Genomic DNA, 16,877 nt, shown 5'->3' with positions numbered 1-16,877 from the left:
CAGGAACGAGAACCTGACGACAAGTGGCGACATATACTAGATACGAAAAATGGGTAAAAGCGGAGAAAAGGCAAACAAGGAGGCTTATCCCTTGTCCTCTAACGAAACAAAAATTAAAATGATCGGTCAAATGGCCCAGGACGCCGGACTAATAGAAGACCCCCAGTGGCTCGAACGGCTCAATGAGCCGGTGCCCCTGTGGGTCGTATTGGATATGCTATTGCGCTGGATCGACCGAACCGAGTCGAATGGTGAAGGTCCCTACGACTGAGTTTTCCCGGCTTGCGTCTGCGTCGAAAGCGGCTTGACGAACGCCTCGGCCAGCGTATCCCCGCGATCTACGGGAATCATTAGCTTGCCTTGGCCCCTTCTGTCTTCGATTGGAGAGCTCTCCGAGGAAAACTCCGATACTGCGCCGCTCGTCGTCAGGGCAAGCAGGCTAATCGCTTCTTTGACATGGAATGCGGCGACCAGCTTCGTGCCATTCGGGCGGACTCGCTTGCCTTCCTTGAACTCGAACGTCTGAATGCCTTTGCCTCCGCGGCCTTGCTGCGGATAGTCGAGCAGCAGCGTGCGCTTCGCATAGCCATAGTCGGATAAGACAAGAACCTCTCCTTCATCCTCCGCCACGAACAGCGCGTCCGCAAGCTGATCCCCGTCTTTAAGCGCGATCCCTCTCACGCCCCCGGCTACGCGGCCCTGAACGCTGACTTCCTCGCGGCTAAAGCGAATGCTCATGCCTTGCTCGGTCACGAGCAGCAGGTCCTCCGGATTGTCCGAACGCAACACCTTCACAATCTCGTCGCCGTCTCCAACTTTGCAGGCGGCGATCGCCATGCTTCGCGTCGTCGCGTATTCGGCCAACGGCGTCCGCTTGACCTGTCCCCGCTTCGTCACGAACACGAGCATCGGGCCGTTTGCTCCCGAATCGCCGTTATCCTTCGCGTCAGAAGGCGGCGTAAGCTCCGCGCTTCTGGCATGTACGATGCCCACGATACGGTCGTCCTTGGCGAGCGGCAGCACGTTGACGATAGCCGTTCCGGTATCTTTCCACTTGAACTCGGGAATCTGGTGCACGGGCAGCAGATAATAATGACCTTTCTGCGTGAAGAGCAGCAGCGGATCGATCGTACTGACGCCCAGGCTCCATCGGATAACGTCGCCCTCTTTAACGCCGGCGCTTTCAAGCTCCCCGCCGGAACGCGTGAACGAGAGCAGGCTTGTCCGTTTAATATAACCTTCTCGGCTCAGCGTGACCAATACGTCCTCCGCCGGAACCATAACCTCAAGATTGACCTTGATCTCTTCGACTTCGCCCTGAATGACGGAGCGGCGATCGATCCCGTACTTGCCGCGAATTTCCGTCAGCTCGTCTTTAATGACGTTCATCAGCTTGCGCGGGCTTTCGAGAATCGCGCGCAGTTGAGCGATTTTCTTGAGCGTATCGGCATGCTCCTTCTCCAGCTGCGTAATCTCAAGATTCGTCAGCCGATAGAGCTGCAAAGTCAAAATAGCGTCAGCCTGCCGCTCGGTAAAGCCGAACTTGGCGATCAAGTTGTTTTGCGCGTCCTGGCGATTCTTCGAGGCTTTGATCGTCTCAATGATCTGATCGAGCAGATTCAGCGCCTTGACGAGCCCTTCCAGCACATGCGCGCGGTCTTCCGCCTTTTCCAGATCGTATTGGGTCCGGTGAGTTACGACTTCCTTCTGGTGCGCGATATAGGCTTCGAGAATCGGCTTGAGGCCAAGCTGACGCGGCGCCTTGTTGACGATCGCGACCATGTTGAAGTTGTAGGTCGTCTGCAAATCCGTTTTCTTCAACAGAAAGGCAAGGATGCCTTCCGCATCGGCGTCCTTCTTCAGCTCGACGACGATGCGCAGACCGTTCCGCCCGCTCTCGTCGCGCACCTCGGCAATGCCTTCGACCTTCTTCTCCATACGTACGTTGTCAATGGCATTGACAAGCTTGGACTTCACGATCTGGTACGGAATTTCCGTAATGACGATTTGCTGCTTGCCGCCTCTAACTTCTTCGATGGCGGTTGTGGAGCGAACATGGATTTTGCCCTTGCCCGTCTCGTAAGCCTCGCGAATGCCGTCCGCCCCCATGATAATGCCGCCGGTCGGAAAGTCGGGGCCTTTCACGATCTCCATGAGCTCGGGCACCGTCATCTCCGGCTTGTTCATGACGGCGACGCAAGCGTCGATAATCTCGCGCAGGTTATGCGTCGGAATTTCCGTGGCGAAGCCCGCCGAGATGCCGGATACGCCGTTGACGAGCAGGTTCGGGTAACGCGACGGAAGCACGACAGGCTCCTTGGCGGTATTGTCGAAGTTATCCTTGAACAAAACCGTTCTTTTCTCGATGTCCCGCAGCAGCTCCATGGAGATCTTGGACAGACGCGCCTCCGTATACCGCATAGCGGCCGGCGGATCGTCGTCCATCGAGCCCCAGTTGCCGTGGCCGTCGACGAGCATATGCGCCATTTTCCACGGTTGGGCCATCCGCACCATGCCTTCGTAAATCGACGAATCGCCGTGCGGGTGATAATTACCCATAACGTCGCCGACCGTCTTGGCCGACTTCCGGTACGGCTTGTCCGGCGTATTGCCCGACTCGTACATCGCGTACAAAATACGACGCTGTACCGGCTTCAGCCCGTCGCGCACGTCAGGTATCGCGCGGTCTTGGATAATGTATTTGGAATAGCGTCCGAAGCGGTCTCCTACGACCTCCTCCAGAAACGCCGGCAAAAAGTTTTCAAGTAGGCTCACAGCTTACTGCCTCCTAAGTGTTGGGGCGCATTCTTCTGCGCTAGCAGTAAGGGCCTTCCAGGCCCTCATCCCTGCGCTTGCCCCGGCTATGTACAGAATAACGCCTGACAGACAGGTCGCTATTCCGGTTGTTGCATCAAGTTTGGAGCGCGTAACGGTCTGACAGGCCGTTGCCACGTCGGTCTCGCCGACTTCGGCGCCTCTAACGGTCTCGCAGACCGTTACACCGACTTTTCCGCCGACTTCGGAGCCTCTAACGGTCTCGCAGACCGTTATACCGACACTTCCGCCGACTTCGGCGCCTCTAACGGTCCCGCAGACCGTTACACCGACACTTCCGCCGACTTCGGCACCCATAACGGTCCCGCAGACCGTTACGCCGACTTTTCCGCCGACTTCGGAGCCTCTAACGGTCCCGCAGACCGTTATGCCGACTTTTCCGCCGACTTCGGAGCCTCTAACGGTCTCTCAGACCGTTACGCCGACTTTTCCGTCGACTTCAGCATCTCTAACGGTCTCGCAGACCGTTACACCGACTTTTCCGCCGACTTCGGAGCCTCTAACGGTCTCTCAGACCGTTACGCCGACTTTTCCGTCGACTTCGGCACCTCTAACGGTCTCTCAGACCGTTACACCGACACTTCCGCCGACTTCGGCGCCTCTAACGGTCCCGCAGACCGTTACACCGCCCATTCCGCCGACTTCGGCGCCCGCCCCTTACTCCTCGTACTCCGTAAAATCGACGTTCTCGATAATCCAGCGTTTGCGAGGATCGACCTTGTCGCCCATCAGCGTCGATACGCGGCGCTCCGCTTTGGCGGCGTCTTCGATCTGCACTTGCAGGAACGTACGCGACTCGTAGTTCATCGTCGTCTCCCACAGCTGGTCGGGGTTCATCTCGCCCAACCCTTTATAACGCTGCAGCTCGGCGCCCTTGCCAAGCTCCTTCGTGTACAGGTTGAGCTGCTCGTCCGTCCAGGCGTAGCGAACCGTCTCCAGCTTGCCGGACTTCCGCGTAATCTTGTACAGCGGCGGCTGCGCGATAAACACTTTGCCCGCATCGATCAGCGGCTTCATGTACCGGTAGAAGAACGTCAGCAGCAGCACTTGAATGTGCGCGCCGTCCGTGTCCGCATCGGTCATAATGATGATTTTGGAGTAGTTGCACTCCTCGACGTCGAACTCAGAGCCGATGCCCGCGCCGACGGCCGCGATAATCGCCTTATACTCGTCGTTCTTCAGAATGTCGACAAGCTTGGACTTCTCCGGATTCATCGGCTTGCCCTTAAGCGGCAAAATCGCCTGATACTTCGAATCCCGTCCCTGCTTGGCCGACCCGCCAGCGGAATCGCCTTCCACGATAAACAGCTCGTTACGGGAGCTGTCCTTGGACTGCGCCGGCGACAGCTTGCCGCCAAGGCTGGCGCTCTCGCTGCGCTTCTTGCCGCTGCGAATTTCCTCGCGCGCCTTACGCGCCGCTTCCCGCGCCTTGGACGCCTGAATCGACTTGCGGATCAGCAGCTGGCCGACCTGCGGGTTCTCTTCCAGAAAAACGGCCATCTTGTCCGTGACAATCGCATCGACCGCGCCCCGAGCGGAAGCGCTCCCGAGTTGGTCCTTCGTCTGGCCGACGAATTCGACCTCGGACATTTTAATATTGATGACCGCCATCATGCCTTCGCGCAAGTCGTTGCCTTCGAGATTTTTTTCCTTCTCCTTGAGTTGACCCGTCTTACGCGCGTATTCGTTCATCACCCGCGTATAAGCCGTCTTAAAACCCGTCTCGTGCGTCCCGCCGCCGCGCGTCGGAATGGCGTTGACGAACGAAGCGATCGTCTCCGTATAGCCGTCATTGTACTGCAGAGCGATCTCGACCTCGATGTCGTCCTTCTCCGCCGCAAAGTGTACGACGTCGTGGAGCACCGATTTCTCCTCATTCAGAAATTGCACGAACTGGCTTGCGCCGCCCTCGTAATGAAACGAATCCGACTTGCCGCTGCGTTCGTCCTTAATATTGACCTTAAGCCCCGAGTTCAGGAACGCGATCTCCTGCAGCCGCTCCGACAGCGTGTCGTAGTTCATGCTGACGTTGCCGTGGAACACTTTCGGATCGGGCTTAAAGGTAACCTTCGTACCTGAGCGGTTCGTATTTCCGGTCACTTCCAGCCCGGTAACCGGCTCTCCGACATGCTCGACGCCGCGATCGTCGACCCACGTCTCGAATCTCATCTTATGTATTTTGCCGTCGCGGTAAATCTCCACTTCCAGCCACTCGGAGAGAGCGTTCGTAACGGAAGCGCCCACGCCGTGCAGCCCCCCCGACTTCTTGTAGCCGCCTCCGCCGAATTTCCCGCCCGCATGCAAAATCGTGTAGACGACCTGAGGCGTAGGGATACCGCTTTTGTGCATCCCTGTCGGAATGCCCCGCCCGTTGTCGACGACGGTAACGGAATTGTTGGCATGAACGATGACGTCGATGCGCGAGCAAAATTTAGCCAAATGCTCGTCCACGGCGTTGTCGACAATTTCCCATAATAGATGATGCAACCCCGATGTCGTCGTGCTGCCGATGTACATGCCCGGCCTTTTGCGTACAGCGGTTAGTCCTTCTAAAATTTGAATATCATCCGCACTGTATTCACTGACCGCCGATGCGGCGGATTCGGTGAACAGATCGATTTTTTCGGTCACGAACGGACCTCCTTGCGTAATCTCTTGCGTTTATCCTCATAAACGCGCTTTGTTTATTCTAATTCAAGATGTCTTGCTTCGTAAAGACGGAGAAAGAAACGATCACCGCCGCAAGCCCCCAAATCCCCAGCACGGCAAGCGAAAATCCGAGCGACATGCCCTCCACCGGAGGCGGAGTACCCCGTAAATATGCGGATAGTTCGAGATTGACGTTAAATAAATATTTGGCCGTTTTCCAAGAGGAGGCCATGTTCGCCAGCAACGTACCGGAAATAATCGCCGCCATCATCGTCACGAAACTCGCCGCCGTACTGCGTACGAGCACGGATATCATCAGCGCGATCAGCGCCACCACCATTGCGGCAAACCAGATTAGCCCGGCTTGCATAAGCACATATACGCCCTGTGTGACGGCATGGACATTCGTCGTATCGACCTCCGCTCCCTCGACGCGGAAGCCGACGAACACCGGCTCTCCCCAGCCTCCGTATCCGAACACGAGGCCGGATATGACATAACAGAGCGCAATCGTGGTGACGAGAATAAGAGAGACGTATAAGGTCAGTGTCGCTAATTTTGAAAATAAAATGCGCCATCTTCGCACGGGCCTCGTCAGCAGCATCTTGATTGTGCCCGTAGAGCGCTCCGAGGAGACTAAATCCGATGCGATCGCCAGCACCATGAGCGGGATAAACAGACTGACCGCATTATCCATAAACCGCCGGGTAAACGTAACCGCGTTCGGCGATTCGGGGTTGATGTCGTGATCGAGATAATATTGCAACTGCTGAACGATCGCCTTGCGCCACTGCTTCCATTCCTCGGGAATCCGGTCGCTGCTTAGCGCGTTCGTATTGTCGGTAATCCGGCTCTGCAGCTCGGCCCGCCAGTCCGTCCGGAACTTGTCGGCGCTGTTCTGCGCGACCTTCATCTGAGCATAGACGAATACAGGGATCAGAATAAGCAAAATAAGCACGACAACCGCGAAGCGTTTTTTCTTCCACACCTTTAACGTCTCGTTCTGAATAAGCGCCAGCAGATTAGCCAATTTGCTCCCCCTCCGTCAGCTTCAGGAATAGCTCCTCCAAAGAGGGCGCGACGCGCTGCACCGACACGATCCCGACGCCAGCTCCGACGAGCCGGTTCACCCAGCCCGAGATCCGGCTTTCGTCCACGACCGTGACGATCGGCTCGTCCATCGCCGACAGCAGCGCCTCATCGATACGATGCTCCCGCTCCGGCACAAGCCTGACGTCCGGCTGATCCGCAAACATCCGCCTGGCTTCGTCCGGGCGATCGACCTGCCATACCGTATACGCTCCCGCCTGCGAGACGAGCTCGTCGACCTCGCCGACGGCGATCACTTCGCCATGCGCGATAATCGCCACGCGGTCGCACATCAACTGGATTTCGCTTAACAGGTGACTGGAAATAAACAGGCTCATGCCGCTCTCCGCCAGCATGCGGATAAACTCGCGCAGCTCCTTGATTCCTTTCGGGTCAAGGCCGTTCGTCGGCTCGTCCAGAATGAGCAGCTTCGGCTTGCACAGCAGCGCCTGGGCGATGCCTAACCGCTGTCTCATGCCGAGCGAGTAGGTTTTGACCTTGTCGTGAATGCGTTGGTCGAGTCCGACGATCTCCACGACCTCGACGATGCGCTGCTCCGGAATATCCGGCTGCATGCGGGCGAAGTGGGCAAGATTTTCCCAGCCGGTCATAAACCCGTACATCTCGGGATTTTCCACGATGCAGCCGATATGCGCAAGCGCGCGCTCCGGATGCGTGCGCACGTTCTCGCCGCAGACGACGATATCGCCTTCCGTCGGCTTGATCAGGCCGACCAGCATGCGGATCGTCGTCGTTTTGCCCGAGCCGTTCGGTCCGAGAAATCCGAAAATCTCTCCCGCGTTCACATCGAAGGAAACGTTATGAATGATCGGCTTGCGTCCAATTTTTTTTCTCAGTCCGCGTACCGACAATACGGTCTTCTCCATCTGTTTTCCCATAGCCGTGCCCCCCTTCATCCGAGTTATTGCAGCGCGTCAACGACTCTTCCGGCGATCCGTTCGTACCCGAGCGCGTTCGGGTGAAAGTGATCCGAAGACAAATAGTCCTTCAGATTAAACTCGAACAGATCGTACGTCGGAACGACCGTCGCGTTGCCGTCCGCCAGCGCCAGCTCGTAAGCGTAGCCGTTCCAGTCGGCGATCGTCTCGCTGGCGGCCCCCCGCATCTGCGGCACGTCATAGAAGGCGTTGTAAAGCCCAACGTAGACGATGCGAGCGACCGGATTAACGGCTCTGACTTTATCGAACACTTCCTTCAGCCGCGGTTTCACGTCCGGCAGCCGCTCCTGCAGCGCCTCCGGCGACAAGTCGCCTCCTTGCGCCAGCGAGCCGCCGCCCTGGGCGACCTGGAACAGGTCGTTGCCCCCGATCGTCAGCAGCACAATATCCGCCCGTCCGACCGCGTTAATGAAGCCTTTGTCGTCCAGCCTGCCGGACAATTGATCGGCTCTCATCCCGTTGACGGCCATATTGTTGACCAGATAAACCGGCTTGTCCATTCTCTTGGAAAGCGAAGCGATCGTGCGCGCCACATAGCCTTCCCCCGTCGTATCGCCCGTTCCCTTCGTTAACGAATCTCCCAGAGCGGTTACGTACAGCTCGCTTTTCTCGCTCCATTTGCCTCCGACCGCCGTCTCCGGCGCCGCCGCTTCGGGAAGCGCCATTCCCTCCTTCGGAAACCAGCTGTCCTTAAGCGCCCATCCGAACCCTGTCAACAGAGTCAACAAGCAAACAAGCGACACGATGCCAAGCGTTCTCCATAGCATGGAAGACGATTTCATCCGATTCCCTCCCGATCCTCGATGATTTTAACGATAACGGTTATTGCCGCATTTTACAAATCCGTTGGCCGAAAAAAAATTGAAAAACCGGCCTGACGACGCCTCTCGGCGCCCACAGGCCGGCACATAAACTCGATTATGCGGACAAAAAACGGTACTGCGCTTCGACCAGACTGCGATAATGGCCGGGCCGCTTCATTAGCTCGTCGTGGTTGCCCATCTCCATAATTTCTCCGTGGTCCAGCACGACGATGCAGTCGGCATGACGGATCGTGGACAGACGGTGCGCGACGATAAACGAGGTGCGTCCTTGCAGCAGCGTCGACAACGCTTCCTGAATGCGCAGCTCCGTCTCCGTATCGATGCTGGCCGTCGCTTCGTCCAGCACGAGAATGCGCGGATCGGCGAGCAGCGCCCTGGCGAAGCTGAGCAGCTGCCGTTGCCCGACGGAAAGCGCGTTGCCCCGCTCCTCAACCTCGGTGTCGTAGCCGCTCGGCAGGTCGACGATAAAATCGTGCGCCCGCACAGCGCGGGCCGCCGCTTCGATCTCCGCATCCGTAGCGTCGGGACGTCCGTAACGAATGTTTTCACGGATGGTGCCCGAGAAAATAAACGTATCCTGAAGCACGATGCCGATCTGCGAGCGCAGGCTGTCGATCGTCACGTCTCGGACGTCTTGACCGTCGATCAGCACGCGGCCTTCCACCGTATCATAGAAGCGGCAGATCAGGTTGACGATCGTGCTCTTGCCCGAGCCGGTATGACCGACGAGCGCCACCGATAGCCCCGCCTCCACGTCGAGGTTAATGCCCTTAAGCGCCGGACGGTCGCTCTCGTAGCCGAACGTAACGTTTTCAAGCTTGACGCGGCCCTGCAGCTCGGAGATCGGTTTGGCGTCTTCCTTTTCCGGAACGGCCGGCCGTTCGTCCATAAACTCGAAAATGCGCTCGGCCGAGGACATCGAGATCAGCATTTGCGAATACATGTTGCCCAGACGCGTAATCGGCTCCCAGAAGCTGCCGACGTAGGTGATGAACGCGAAGAGAACGCCGACGGTCATCGCTTCGGATTGAATGAGATACGTGCCGTACAACAGCAGAATGAGCGTGCCGATCGCCGACGTCACTTCGATCAGCGGTCCGAACAGTTGGTTCAGCGCCGACGCCCGGTTCCACGAGCGAATGTTGCTGGAGTTCATCCCGTCGAAAAAGCCGATGTTCTCCTTCTCCTGAGCGAACGCCTGTGTCACGCGAATGCCCTGGATGCTCTCGTTCAGATGCGCGTTGATGCGCGACTGCTTGATGCGGACGACCTGCCAAGCCATGCGGATTTTTTTGCGCAGCGTCGTCGAGACGAAGAACATGAGCGGAACGGTTACAATGACGGCGAGCGCCAGCTTCGGCTCGATGAAGAGCAGAATAATCGTAATGCCGATCAGCTGCACGATGTCGATCGCTGTGTTAACGACCCCGTTCGTGAACATATCCTGCAGCGAATTAACGTCGTTCGTGACCCGGACGAGCACGGAGCCCGCCGGGCGCTTGTCGAAGAAGCGGAACGACAGCGATTGAATGTGCTTAAACAAAGCAGCCCGCAAGTCGAAAATAACCTTCTGCCCGATCTCGTTCGTGCGACGAATCGTATAATTTTGCGCCCACCAGCGCGTGACGTACAGCACTAGCATCGCGGCGGAAAGCGTCAACAGCAAAGTAAGATTGCCCTCGCTTCCCTTCGGGAAAATCGCCTTGTCGATCGCCAGCATTGTCAGATACGGGATCGCCAGCTTCGAGAGCATCCCGAACACGAGCATCACGATTATAACTTTGCCGACCTCGGCCTTGTAAGGCTTCACATACGTAATCAGCCGGGCCATCTGCTTCCAGTTAAACGGCTTCTCGATCAGTTCGTCGTCCTGGTATATGAATTGGCGACTCATCCCGACACCCGCCTTTCCCCCGAGTCGTCCGCATCCGCTGCGTAATCCAGCTCATCCGGGCGATCGGCATATTGAATCCGGTACGTCTCGCGATAGAGCCCCGGCTGGCGAACGAGCTTATCGTGCGTTCCCCGTTGAATCGTATGGCCGCGATCCAGCACGATAATTTCGTTGGCATGGCGTAAAGTCGAAATCCGGTGCGCGATCATAAACACGGTTCTGCCGGCCATGACTTTGCGAATCGCGGTCTGAATCTCGTGTTCCGTCTCCATGTCGAGTGCGCTTGTGGCATCGTCGAGAATTAAAACTTTCGGCTTGTTCAGCAGCGCCCGAGCGATGGCGATCCGCTGCTTCTGTCCGCCCGACAAGCCCATGCCCCGTTCGCCGACAATCGTATCGTAGCCAAGCGGAAGCTCGCGGATGAAGCCGTCGGCCTGCGCGTAGCGCGCCGCCTCCTCGATCTCCTCCATCGTTGCGTCCGGTCGCCCGTAGCTGATGTTTTCCTTGATCGTCGTCGAGAACAGGAACGATTCCTGGAACACAATGCCGATCTGCCTGCGCAAGCTGTCCAGCTCGATATGGCGAATATCTACGCCGTCCAGCGTAATCGTGCCTTCGCCCGCATCGTAAGCTCTAAGCAGCAAGCCGACGGCCGTCGATTTGCCCGACCCGGTTCCTCCAAGGAGGCCGACGACAGTTCCGGCCGGCGCGTCGAGCTCTAGCCCCAGCAGAGCGGAAGGCAGATCGTCGCGGTTCGTATAGCGGAAGCTGACGTCGTTGAAGCGGATACTTCCCTTGACCTCCGCATCGTCCAGCACAAGGCTTTGCTCGCGGTTTTTGACCGCGATCGGCTGATACAGCAGCTCGAGCAGCCGTTCGCCGGACGCTTTGGACTGCGTATAGCCGTTAATCTGGAAGCCAAGCGTCCAGAGCGGCGCCACGATGAAACCGAGCATTCCCGTAATCGCGACCAGTTCGCCCAGCGTCATCGTGCCGACGATTACGCGCCAGCCGCCTGCTAGCAGCAGCGTGACGACGCTGAGGTTGGCAATAAACTCCATCATGGGAAAATACTTCGCCCATACGTCCGCGAGCGTGAGATGATTGTCCCGATAATCTATATTTTCTTTAACGAACTTGTTAATCTCAAAGGGCTCCCGAGCAAACGATTTGACCGTTCTGACTCCGGTAATGTTTTCCTGCACCCGAGTCGTCAGACGGCCCACCGCGGACCGAATCGAACGGAACACCGGATGGATGGCCTGCTCGAAACGAATCGCCACGAAGCCGAGCACCGGGATAAAGACGAGAATGAGCACCGTAAGCGGCCAGTCGATAAAAAACATCATGCCAAACCCGAATACGATGAGCAGCGCCGTATTGAGCAATTGCGCGAAGCCGAAGCCGATAAACATCCTCACGCCTTCGATATCGGCCGTAAGCCGCGACATCAGGTCGCCCGTTCTGGCCGTATCATAGTAGGAAAAGGATAACTGCTGCAGCTTCTCATAGCAGGCGTTGCGCAGCCGATACGCAATGCGGTTGCCGAGCCGCCCTCCGCTGAAACCGTGTACATACTGGAATGCGGCTTTGACGAAAATGATCCCTACCGCCGTCAGCGTGAGCCCAAGCACGCCTTCGAATTTACCAGGAACGATCATATCGTCGATGAGCGTCCTGAGCAGCAGGGGATAAATCAGTCCTAGCGCTGTCGCGATCGCAAGTCCGGCTATCGATCCCCACAGGAAGCCTTTGTCTTTCCAATAATAGGCCTTTAATGCGCGAAAAATATCCAAAAATGGTTCCCCTCCTCGCTGCTTTCTACGGCAGTTTAGCCGAATCCCCCACCTCCGGCAACAGCGTTATTTCGCGCTATTCGCGCTTACGAAGGAAACTGCCGCAGTCATTGACGGATAATCACCGGATATCTTCGATATGGTCGCTTTTCATACCCTACTTCCCCTTGTTGGTCCATTAAACAAAGGAAAACGCAGGCAAGCAAAGAAAAGGCCCCTTTCCATCTCCGAAAAGATGAAAAAGGGCCGATTCTACCCGTTACTGCCTGATTTTCTGCCACTGCTCCCGCAAATCCTGCAAATAACGTTCTTCGCCCGGTTGGCGAAGCGCCTCGCTCATGCTGAGCGCAAAAGCCGCAAGCTGTTCGGACCACGCCAAAGCGGCCGCGCGAACGGTTTGCTGCAGCGCCTGCTCCGTCGATTGCTCCCATTGCCGCTTCAACGCCTCAAGCACCTCGTCGATCGTCCCCAACAGTGTGCCTTCCAGGTCGCTCCGAAGCTCCGCAGCGCCTTCCTGCTCGAAGAAATGCTTCGGAGAGCGGAACGCATTCCACAGCTGTCTGACCTCGAAATTCGGGCCTGCGGCGAAAGGCTCGGGAAGCGGCAGCTCCAATGCCGGCTTGCCTGCCGGCTCCGGAGCAAAGCCTTCGCGCTCCATCTCCGCAAGTCCGGACAGCGAGCCGAGCGTCTTGTCCGCAAGCGCGCCGATCGTCCCTTCGAGCCGGAGTCCCGCCGCCCTCAGCTCCTGCAGCAGATCCTCTGTCAACGATCGCTTCAAATCTTCGCCGCACGATTGCAGCAGCTTTTTGAGATCTCGTCCGTCGTCCTGCAAAATGGACGGGTGGAACGCCGTCTGGAAATGCTCCTTGAAGCGGAATTTCAGCCGCTGACGCAAATGGTACAGCTGCTCCCCCACTTCCTGACTGAGCGGCTGCACTGCCGCCGCGGGAACGGAATCTCCGCCCTCGGCGCGCCAGCGCTCCGCCTGCGCCGTCAACCGCTTTGCCTTCGCTTCGCGGGTCGCGGCGTCGGCGTTGGCCGATTGCAGCCAGCTGTCCAGCAGCTTGTCGACGCGGTCCAGCTCCTTATTGGCCGACGCCAGCGCCAAGCCTCCCAGCTCCTCCTCGGAGAAGCGGCGGAAAGCGCCCTCGAATTCGGCCAGCCCGGAAGCTTCCAGCGCCGCGCGGCTGCGCGACTGCTTCGCCTGCAATCCGTTCAGACTGGAGACGCCGAACAATCGCGGCTTGCGGATACCGTGCTTTAGCAGCTGATTTCCAACGTGCTCCTTGACGGCTTCAAGCTCCGTATCGGACGAAGCGAGGTCGGCGGCATTGATGACGAAAAACATTTTATCCAGCTCGAACACGTCCTTGACGCTGCCGAGCTGATTGAGAAATTCGCGGTCCGCCTCCGTGAAGGCGTGATTGTAATACGTCACGAACAGGACCGCGTCCGCGTTCTTGATATATTGGAAGGCAACGCCCGTATGCCGGGCGTTGATCGAATCCGCCCCCGGCGTATCGACAAGCACCGCGCCGCTGCGCGTAATCGGAGAATCGACGTACAGATCGATCGATGCGACGAAGCAGGAAGCCTGCTCGTCGGCGGCGAACCTCCGGTACTCCTCTCCGCCTGCCGTCAGCTTCTGTCCGAGCAGCGAACCGAACTCGCCCCATCCCTTGGCCGCAGCTGTCAAGAACGCCAAATGCGGACGTCCGCGAGGATGCAGATCCGCCGCAGCGACAGGGTCCTTCAACGCCAGCAGCTTCGCCACATCCGCGCCCGCCTCCTCCAGCTTCTCCTTGGCGATGCCGATCCGCCCCAGCGAATGACGGATATCTTCGGCGAACTCCTCCGGCGTCTTCATCGTGACGAGCGCCGTGCCGTCCGGATGCTCCTCTGTCGGAGCGACAATCCGGTTGATCGTCGCCGTCGTCGGATTCGGCGAGACCGGCAATGCCGGCTTGCCGACGAGCGCGTTGGCGAACGACGATTTGCCCGCGCTGAACGCGCCGAACAGCGCGATCGTAAAGCTCTTGTCGCGGAATCGAGCCGCCTTGGCGTACAGACCGTCCGCCACGCCTCGCAGCGCGGCGATGTTGCCCAACAGCGCGGCAGAGCGCTCCAGCATCTCCGCAGCTCCCTGCGGCGCGCCCAGACGGGTCGGCTGAGCGTCGGCGACCTCCGGCTGCTCCTCAAAAGGCAAGTCGTCGGAGGCTTCTGCGCTTCCGTCCGGATCTCCTGCCGTATTCAGCCCTGCCGCCGCTTCGCTCGCCAATTCCTCCAGCCGGTCGCTTGAAATGCCCACCGGAGCAGGAAGTCTCAGCCCGCTGTTGCTCCCATCCTCCGGCAGCATAGCCAATAGCTGCCGCTCCTCTTCGCGTTCCTCGCGCTCCAACTCGTCGATCCTTCCCGCAATGCGATCCGCCTCCGCAAGCTTAGACAGCTTGGCGCCGACTTCCTTTGTCTGCTCCTCCAATGCGGGACGATCTCTCTCCTGCAGCTCGTCGATCCATTGGAACGCCGCCTTGCGATACAGCGACTTCAGCTCGGTGCTGATCTCCGCCGAATAGTGCAGCGTCGCCTGACCTTCCGAGCCTGCGCCCGGCTTCACGAGCGAGCGAAGCCATTCCGGCTGTACGGGGCGGAAGATGTCGTCCAGCGATCGCTCCAGTTCCTCTCCGGCCAATCCGCTCTGCTCCGCTTCCCGACGCAGCAGCTCCTTCAGGTGCCCGGTAACGTTCGCCGACACCTGTCTGTTGAAATCGTCTGTCAGCCTGCCTAGTCTCGCGTTTCTCTCCGCCTCGGTTTTCGCCGCACCGGCCAGCCAGCCGGCTTTAAATCCCGGCTGCATCGCAGCAAGCACCGCCTGCGCTTTCTCGCGCGTCTCGGCGGGCGTCAGATTGGCGTTGCCCAGCAACCGGTCCATTTCGACCCGCACGCGTTCTTTGCGCAGATCGCCTGCCGACCTTAATTGAGCCAGTTCCGCCTCCCATTCGGCGCGGAGCGCCGCTCTCCGCTCCGTCTCGCCGTCTTCGCCCAATTGCTCCTGGAGCTGCTGTCTTTTCTCCTGGTTGCGCTCATGCAGCGTCTCGCGGTATTGCTCCGCCAAGTAGACGGCCGAACGGGTTACGCTTCTCAGAACAAGCGGATCGGCAAGCGGCTGAAGCTGTTCCATGAGCTCCAGCAGTTGACTCCATTGCGACAGCGGGTGATCGGGCTCGCGCAGCGACAGGAATAGCGTAGCCGCAGGCTCGATATCCCAGTTGGCCAACGCCTCTCTTAAGCTATCCCGGAACTCCGCAAACGAAAGCTGCTCCTCCCTGTGCTTGTCGATCTGATTCACGATCAGATACGTCGGCTTGCCCCAACGGGCTAAACTGCGCAGAAACCGGAAGTTCACCTCGGACTGCACATGGTTGTAATCGGTCACGAAAAAAACGACGTCCGCCATATGCAGAGCGGACTCGGTCGCCGCGCGGTGCGCGCCGTCCGTCGAATCGACGCCTGGAGTGTCTGCGATCGCCATGCGATCGCCCAGCAGCGGAATCGGGTAGGATACGCGAATCGAGGTGACGCCTTCCCCGTCCACCGCAAAGCCGTGCAGTTGCTCGACCGCAATCGTGCGAGCAGGGTGAATATTGCCTTTCGAATCGCGGAATTCCGTTTCCGCGAACGGCTCCCCGTTAACGACCGTCACGACGTTGGCGCTCGTCGGAATCGGCGAGGCGGGCAGCAGCGTCGCCCCGCACAGCGTATTGACGAGCGTGGACTTCCCGGCGGAGAAATGTCCGCAGAAGGCGACGGTCAGCCGCCCGCCTTCCAGCTTGCCGGCCAGCTCCTGCAGCTTGGCCGCCTGCACCTCGTCTCCGTTGGCGGCCGATCTGACGGACATCTGCCGCAGCGCCTCCTGGAATTGAATAAGTTCTGCTGATAACGGCGCGCCGGATGGCGGCGCGTCGAGGTCGATAGCCTTCACTTCGATACGCTCCTCTTCATCAAGGAGGCTATCATTCGTGCCTTGCCTTCCTTGCAATGTTCCAACACCGGACAAACCTCGCATTTCGGATTTTGCGCCTTGCAGTGATAGCGGCCGAAGAATATCAGCCGGTGATGCGTAATCGTCCATTCCTCTCTCGGCACTCTGCGCATCAGCTTCTTCTCGACCTCAAGCACCGAGTCGTCGGGCTTGGCGACGCCAAGACGCTTGGATACGCGCTCTACGTGGGTATCCACGGCGATTGCCGGAACATCGAAAGCGTTGGACATGACGACGTTAGCCGTCTTGCGACCGACTCCGGGCAGCGCCGTCAGCTCCTCGTGCGTGCGCGGCACATCCCCGCCATGCAGGTCGATAACCATGCGGCACAGCTTCTGGATATTGGCCGCCTTATTGCGAAACAGCCCGATTCTGCGAATATCGTTCTCCAATTCTTCCAGGGGAACGGATAAGTAATCGTGCGGGGATCGGTACTTCTCGAACAGCGTAGCCGTCACTTTGTTGACCGTTTCGTCCGTACACTGCGCAGACAGCAGCACCGCGATCGTCAGTTCGAACGGATTGCGGTGATTCAGCTCGCAGCGCGCATCCGGAAACATCTCGGCTATCGTATTCAGCACTTGCCTTAACGTTGCGGCGTTCATAAGCGCTCCTCATTTTCAGAAAGTCTCTAACATATTAGTCTACCTGAAGTTCGCTCGTGCAGCAATGCCAATGAACGAGAATGTCGTCAAATCCTAAGGTAGGCGGGCTGAGGATTTCAAGCGAAGTCGCGGACAAAAATGCCGAAACGGGCAAAAGGCAAAAGCGAATGCCGCGCAATAAGCTGTT

10 protein-coding genes are annotated in these 16,877 nt (G+C 58.3%); 1 reads left to right on the top strand and 9 read right to left on the bottom strand.

Annotated features, from left to right (window positions below; all coding sequences use genetic code 11):
• Positions 1-91 precede the first annotated feature (91 nt).
• The gene (locus J4772_RS11775; RefSeq protein ID WP_116061023.1) at positions 92-271 is read left to right on the top strand and encodes a hypothetical protein; all 180 of its coding nucleotides are present in this window, start codon (positions 92-94) and stop codon (positions 269-271) included.
• Here the strand turns inward: J4772_RS11775 and gyrA are convergent.
• From gyrA to nth, 9 genes are all read right to left on the bottom strand, one after another.
• Positions 262-2,775, bottom strand: coding sequence for a DNA gyrase subunit A (gene gyrA / locus J4772_RS11770; protein WP_209075353.1), 2,514 nt, complete (start codon positions 2,773-2,775; stop codon positions 262-264). The genes J4772_RS11775 and gyrA overlap by 10 nt on opposite strands.
• A 717-nt stretch (positions 2,776-3,492) precedes the next feature.
• Positions 3,493-5,466 carry a DNA topoisomerase IV subunit B gene (parE, locus tag J4772_RS11765; protein WP_209075352.1) on the bottom strand — a complete coding sequence of 658 codons (1,974 nt, stop codon included), beginning with the start codon at positions 5,464-5,466 and terminating at the stop codon, positions 3,493-3,495.
• Positions 5,467-5,524: 58 nt separating this feature from the next.
• A complete protein-coding gene (locus tag J4772_RS11760) occupies positions 5,525-6,514 on the bottom strand; it encodes an ABC transporter permease (RefSeq protein WP_116061020.1) in 990 nt (329 codons plus the stop codon).
• Complete coding sequence (locus J4772_RS11755) at positions 6,507-7,472, bottom strand: ABC transporter ATP-binding protein (RefSeq protein WP_209075351.1); 966 nt, start codon at positions 7,470-7,472, stop codon at positions 6,507-6,509. Before J4772_RS11755 ends, J4772_RS11760 begins: the two co-directional genes overlap by 8 nt.
• Before the next feature lie 23 nt (positions 7,473-7,495).
• On the bottom strand, positions 7,496-8,314 hold the full coding sequence (locus J4772_RS11750; protein WP_116061018.1) for a GDSL-type esterase/lipase family protein: 819 nt from the start codon (positions 8,312-8,314) through the stop codon (positions 7,496-7,498).
• 136 nt (positions 8,315-8,450) lie between these two features.
• A complete protein-coding gene (locus tag J4772_RS11745) occupies positions 8,451-10,250 on the bottom strand; it encodes an ABC transporter ATP-binding protein (protein ID WP_209075350.1) in 1,800 nt (599 codons plus the stop codon).
• Positions 10,247-12,046 (bottom strand): ABC transporter ATP-binding protein, encoded by a 1,800-nt coding sequence (locus tag J4772_RS11740; RefSeq protein ID WP_209075349.1) that lies wholly within the window; start codon positions 12,044-12,046, stop codon positions 10,247-10,249. Before J4772_RS11740 ends, J4772_RS11745 begins: the two co-directional genes overlap by 4 nt.
• 259 nt (positions 12,047-12,305) lie before the next feature.
• Entirely contained in the window at positions 12,306-16,025 is a 3,720-nt protein-coding gene (locus J4772_RS11735) for a dynamin family protein (protein WP_209075348.1), read from the bottom strand.
• Positions 16,022-16,690 carry an endonuclease III gene (nth, locus tag J4772_RS11730; protein ID WP_209075347.1) on the bottom strand — a complete coding sequence of 223 codons (669 nt, stop codon included), beginning with the start codon at positions 16,688-16,690 and terminating at the stop codon, positions 16,022-16,024. Before nth ends, J4772_RS11735 begins: the two co-directional genes overlap by 4 nt.
• Between the last annotated feature and the right edge of the window lie 187 nt (positions 16,691-16,877).

This window comes from Cohnella sp. LGH (assembly GCF_017671885.1).
Classification (GTDB): domain Bacteria; phylum Bacillota; class Bacilli; order Paenibacillales; family Paenibacillaceae; genus Cohnella; species Cohnella phaseoli.
The sequence above is the reverse complement of the archived record's forward strand: the minus strand, read 5'-3'. Positions and strand labels throughout refer to the sequence as shown.

What these genes read in the sequence shown, in the direction of transcription:
- nth (WP_209075347.1), bottom strand. Translation starts at nt 16,690, where the DNA reads ATGAACGCCGCAACGTTAAGGCAAGTGCTGAATACGATAGCCGAGATG.
- J4772_RS11750 (WP_116061018.1), bottom strand. Translation starts at nt 8,314, where the DNA reads ATGAAATCGTCTTCCATGCTATGGAGAACGCTTGGCATCGTGTCGCTT.
- J4772_RS11755 (WP_209075351.1), bottom strand. Translation starts at nt 7,472, where the DNA reads ATGGGAAAACAGATGGAGAAGACCGTATTGTCGGTACGCGGACTGAGA.
- J4772_RS11745 (WP_209075350.1), bottom strand. Translation starts at nt 10,250, where the DNA reads ATGAGTCGCCAATTCATATACCAGGACGACGAACTGATCGAGAAGCCG.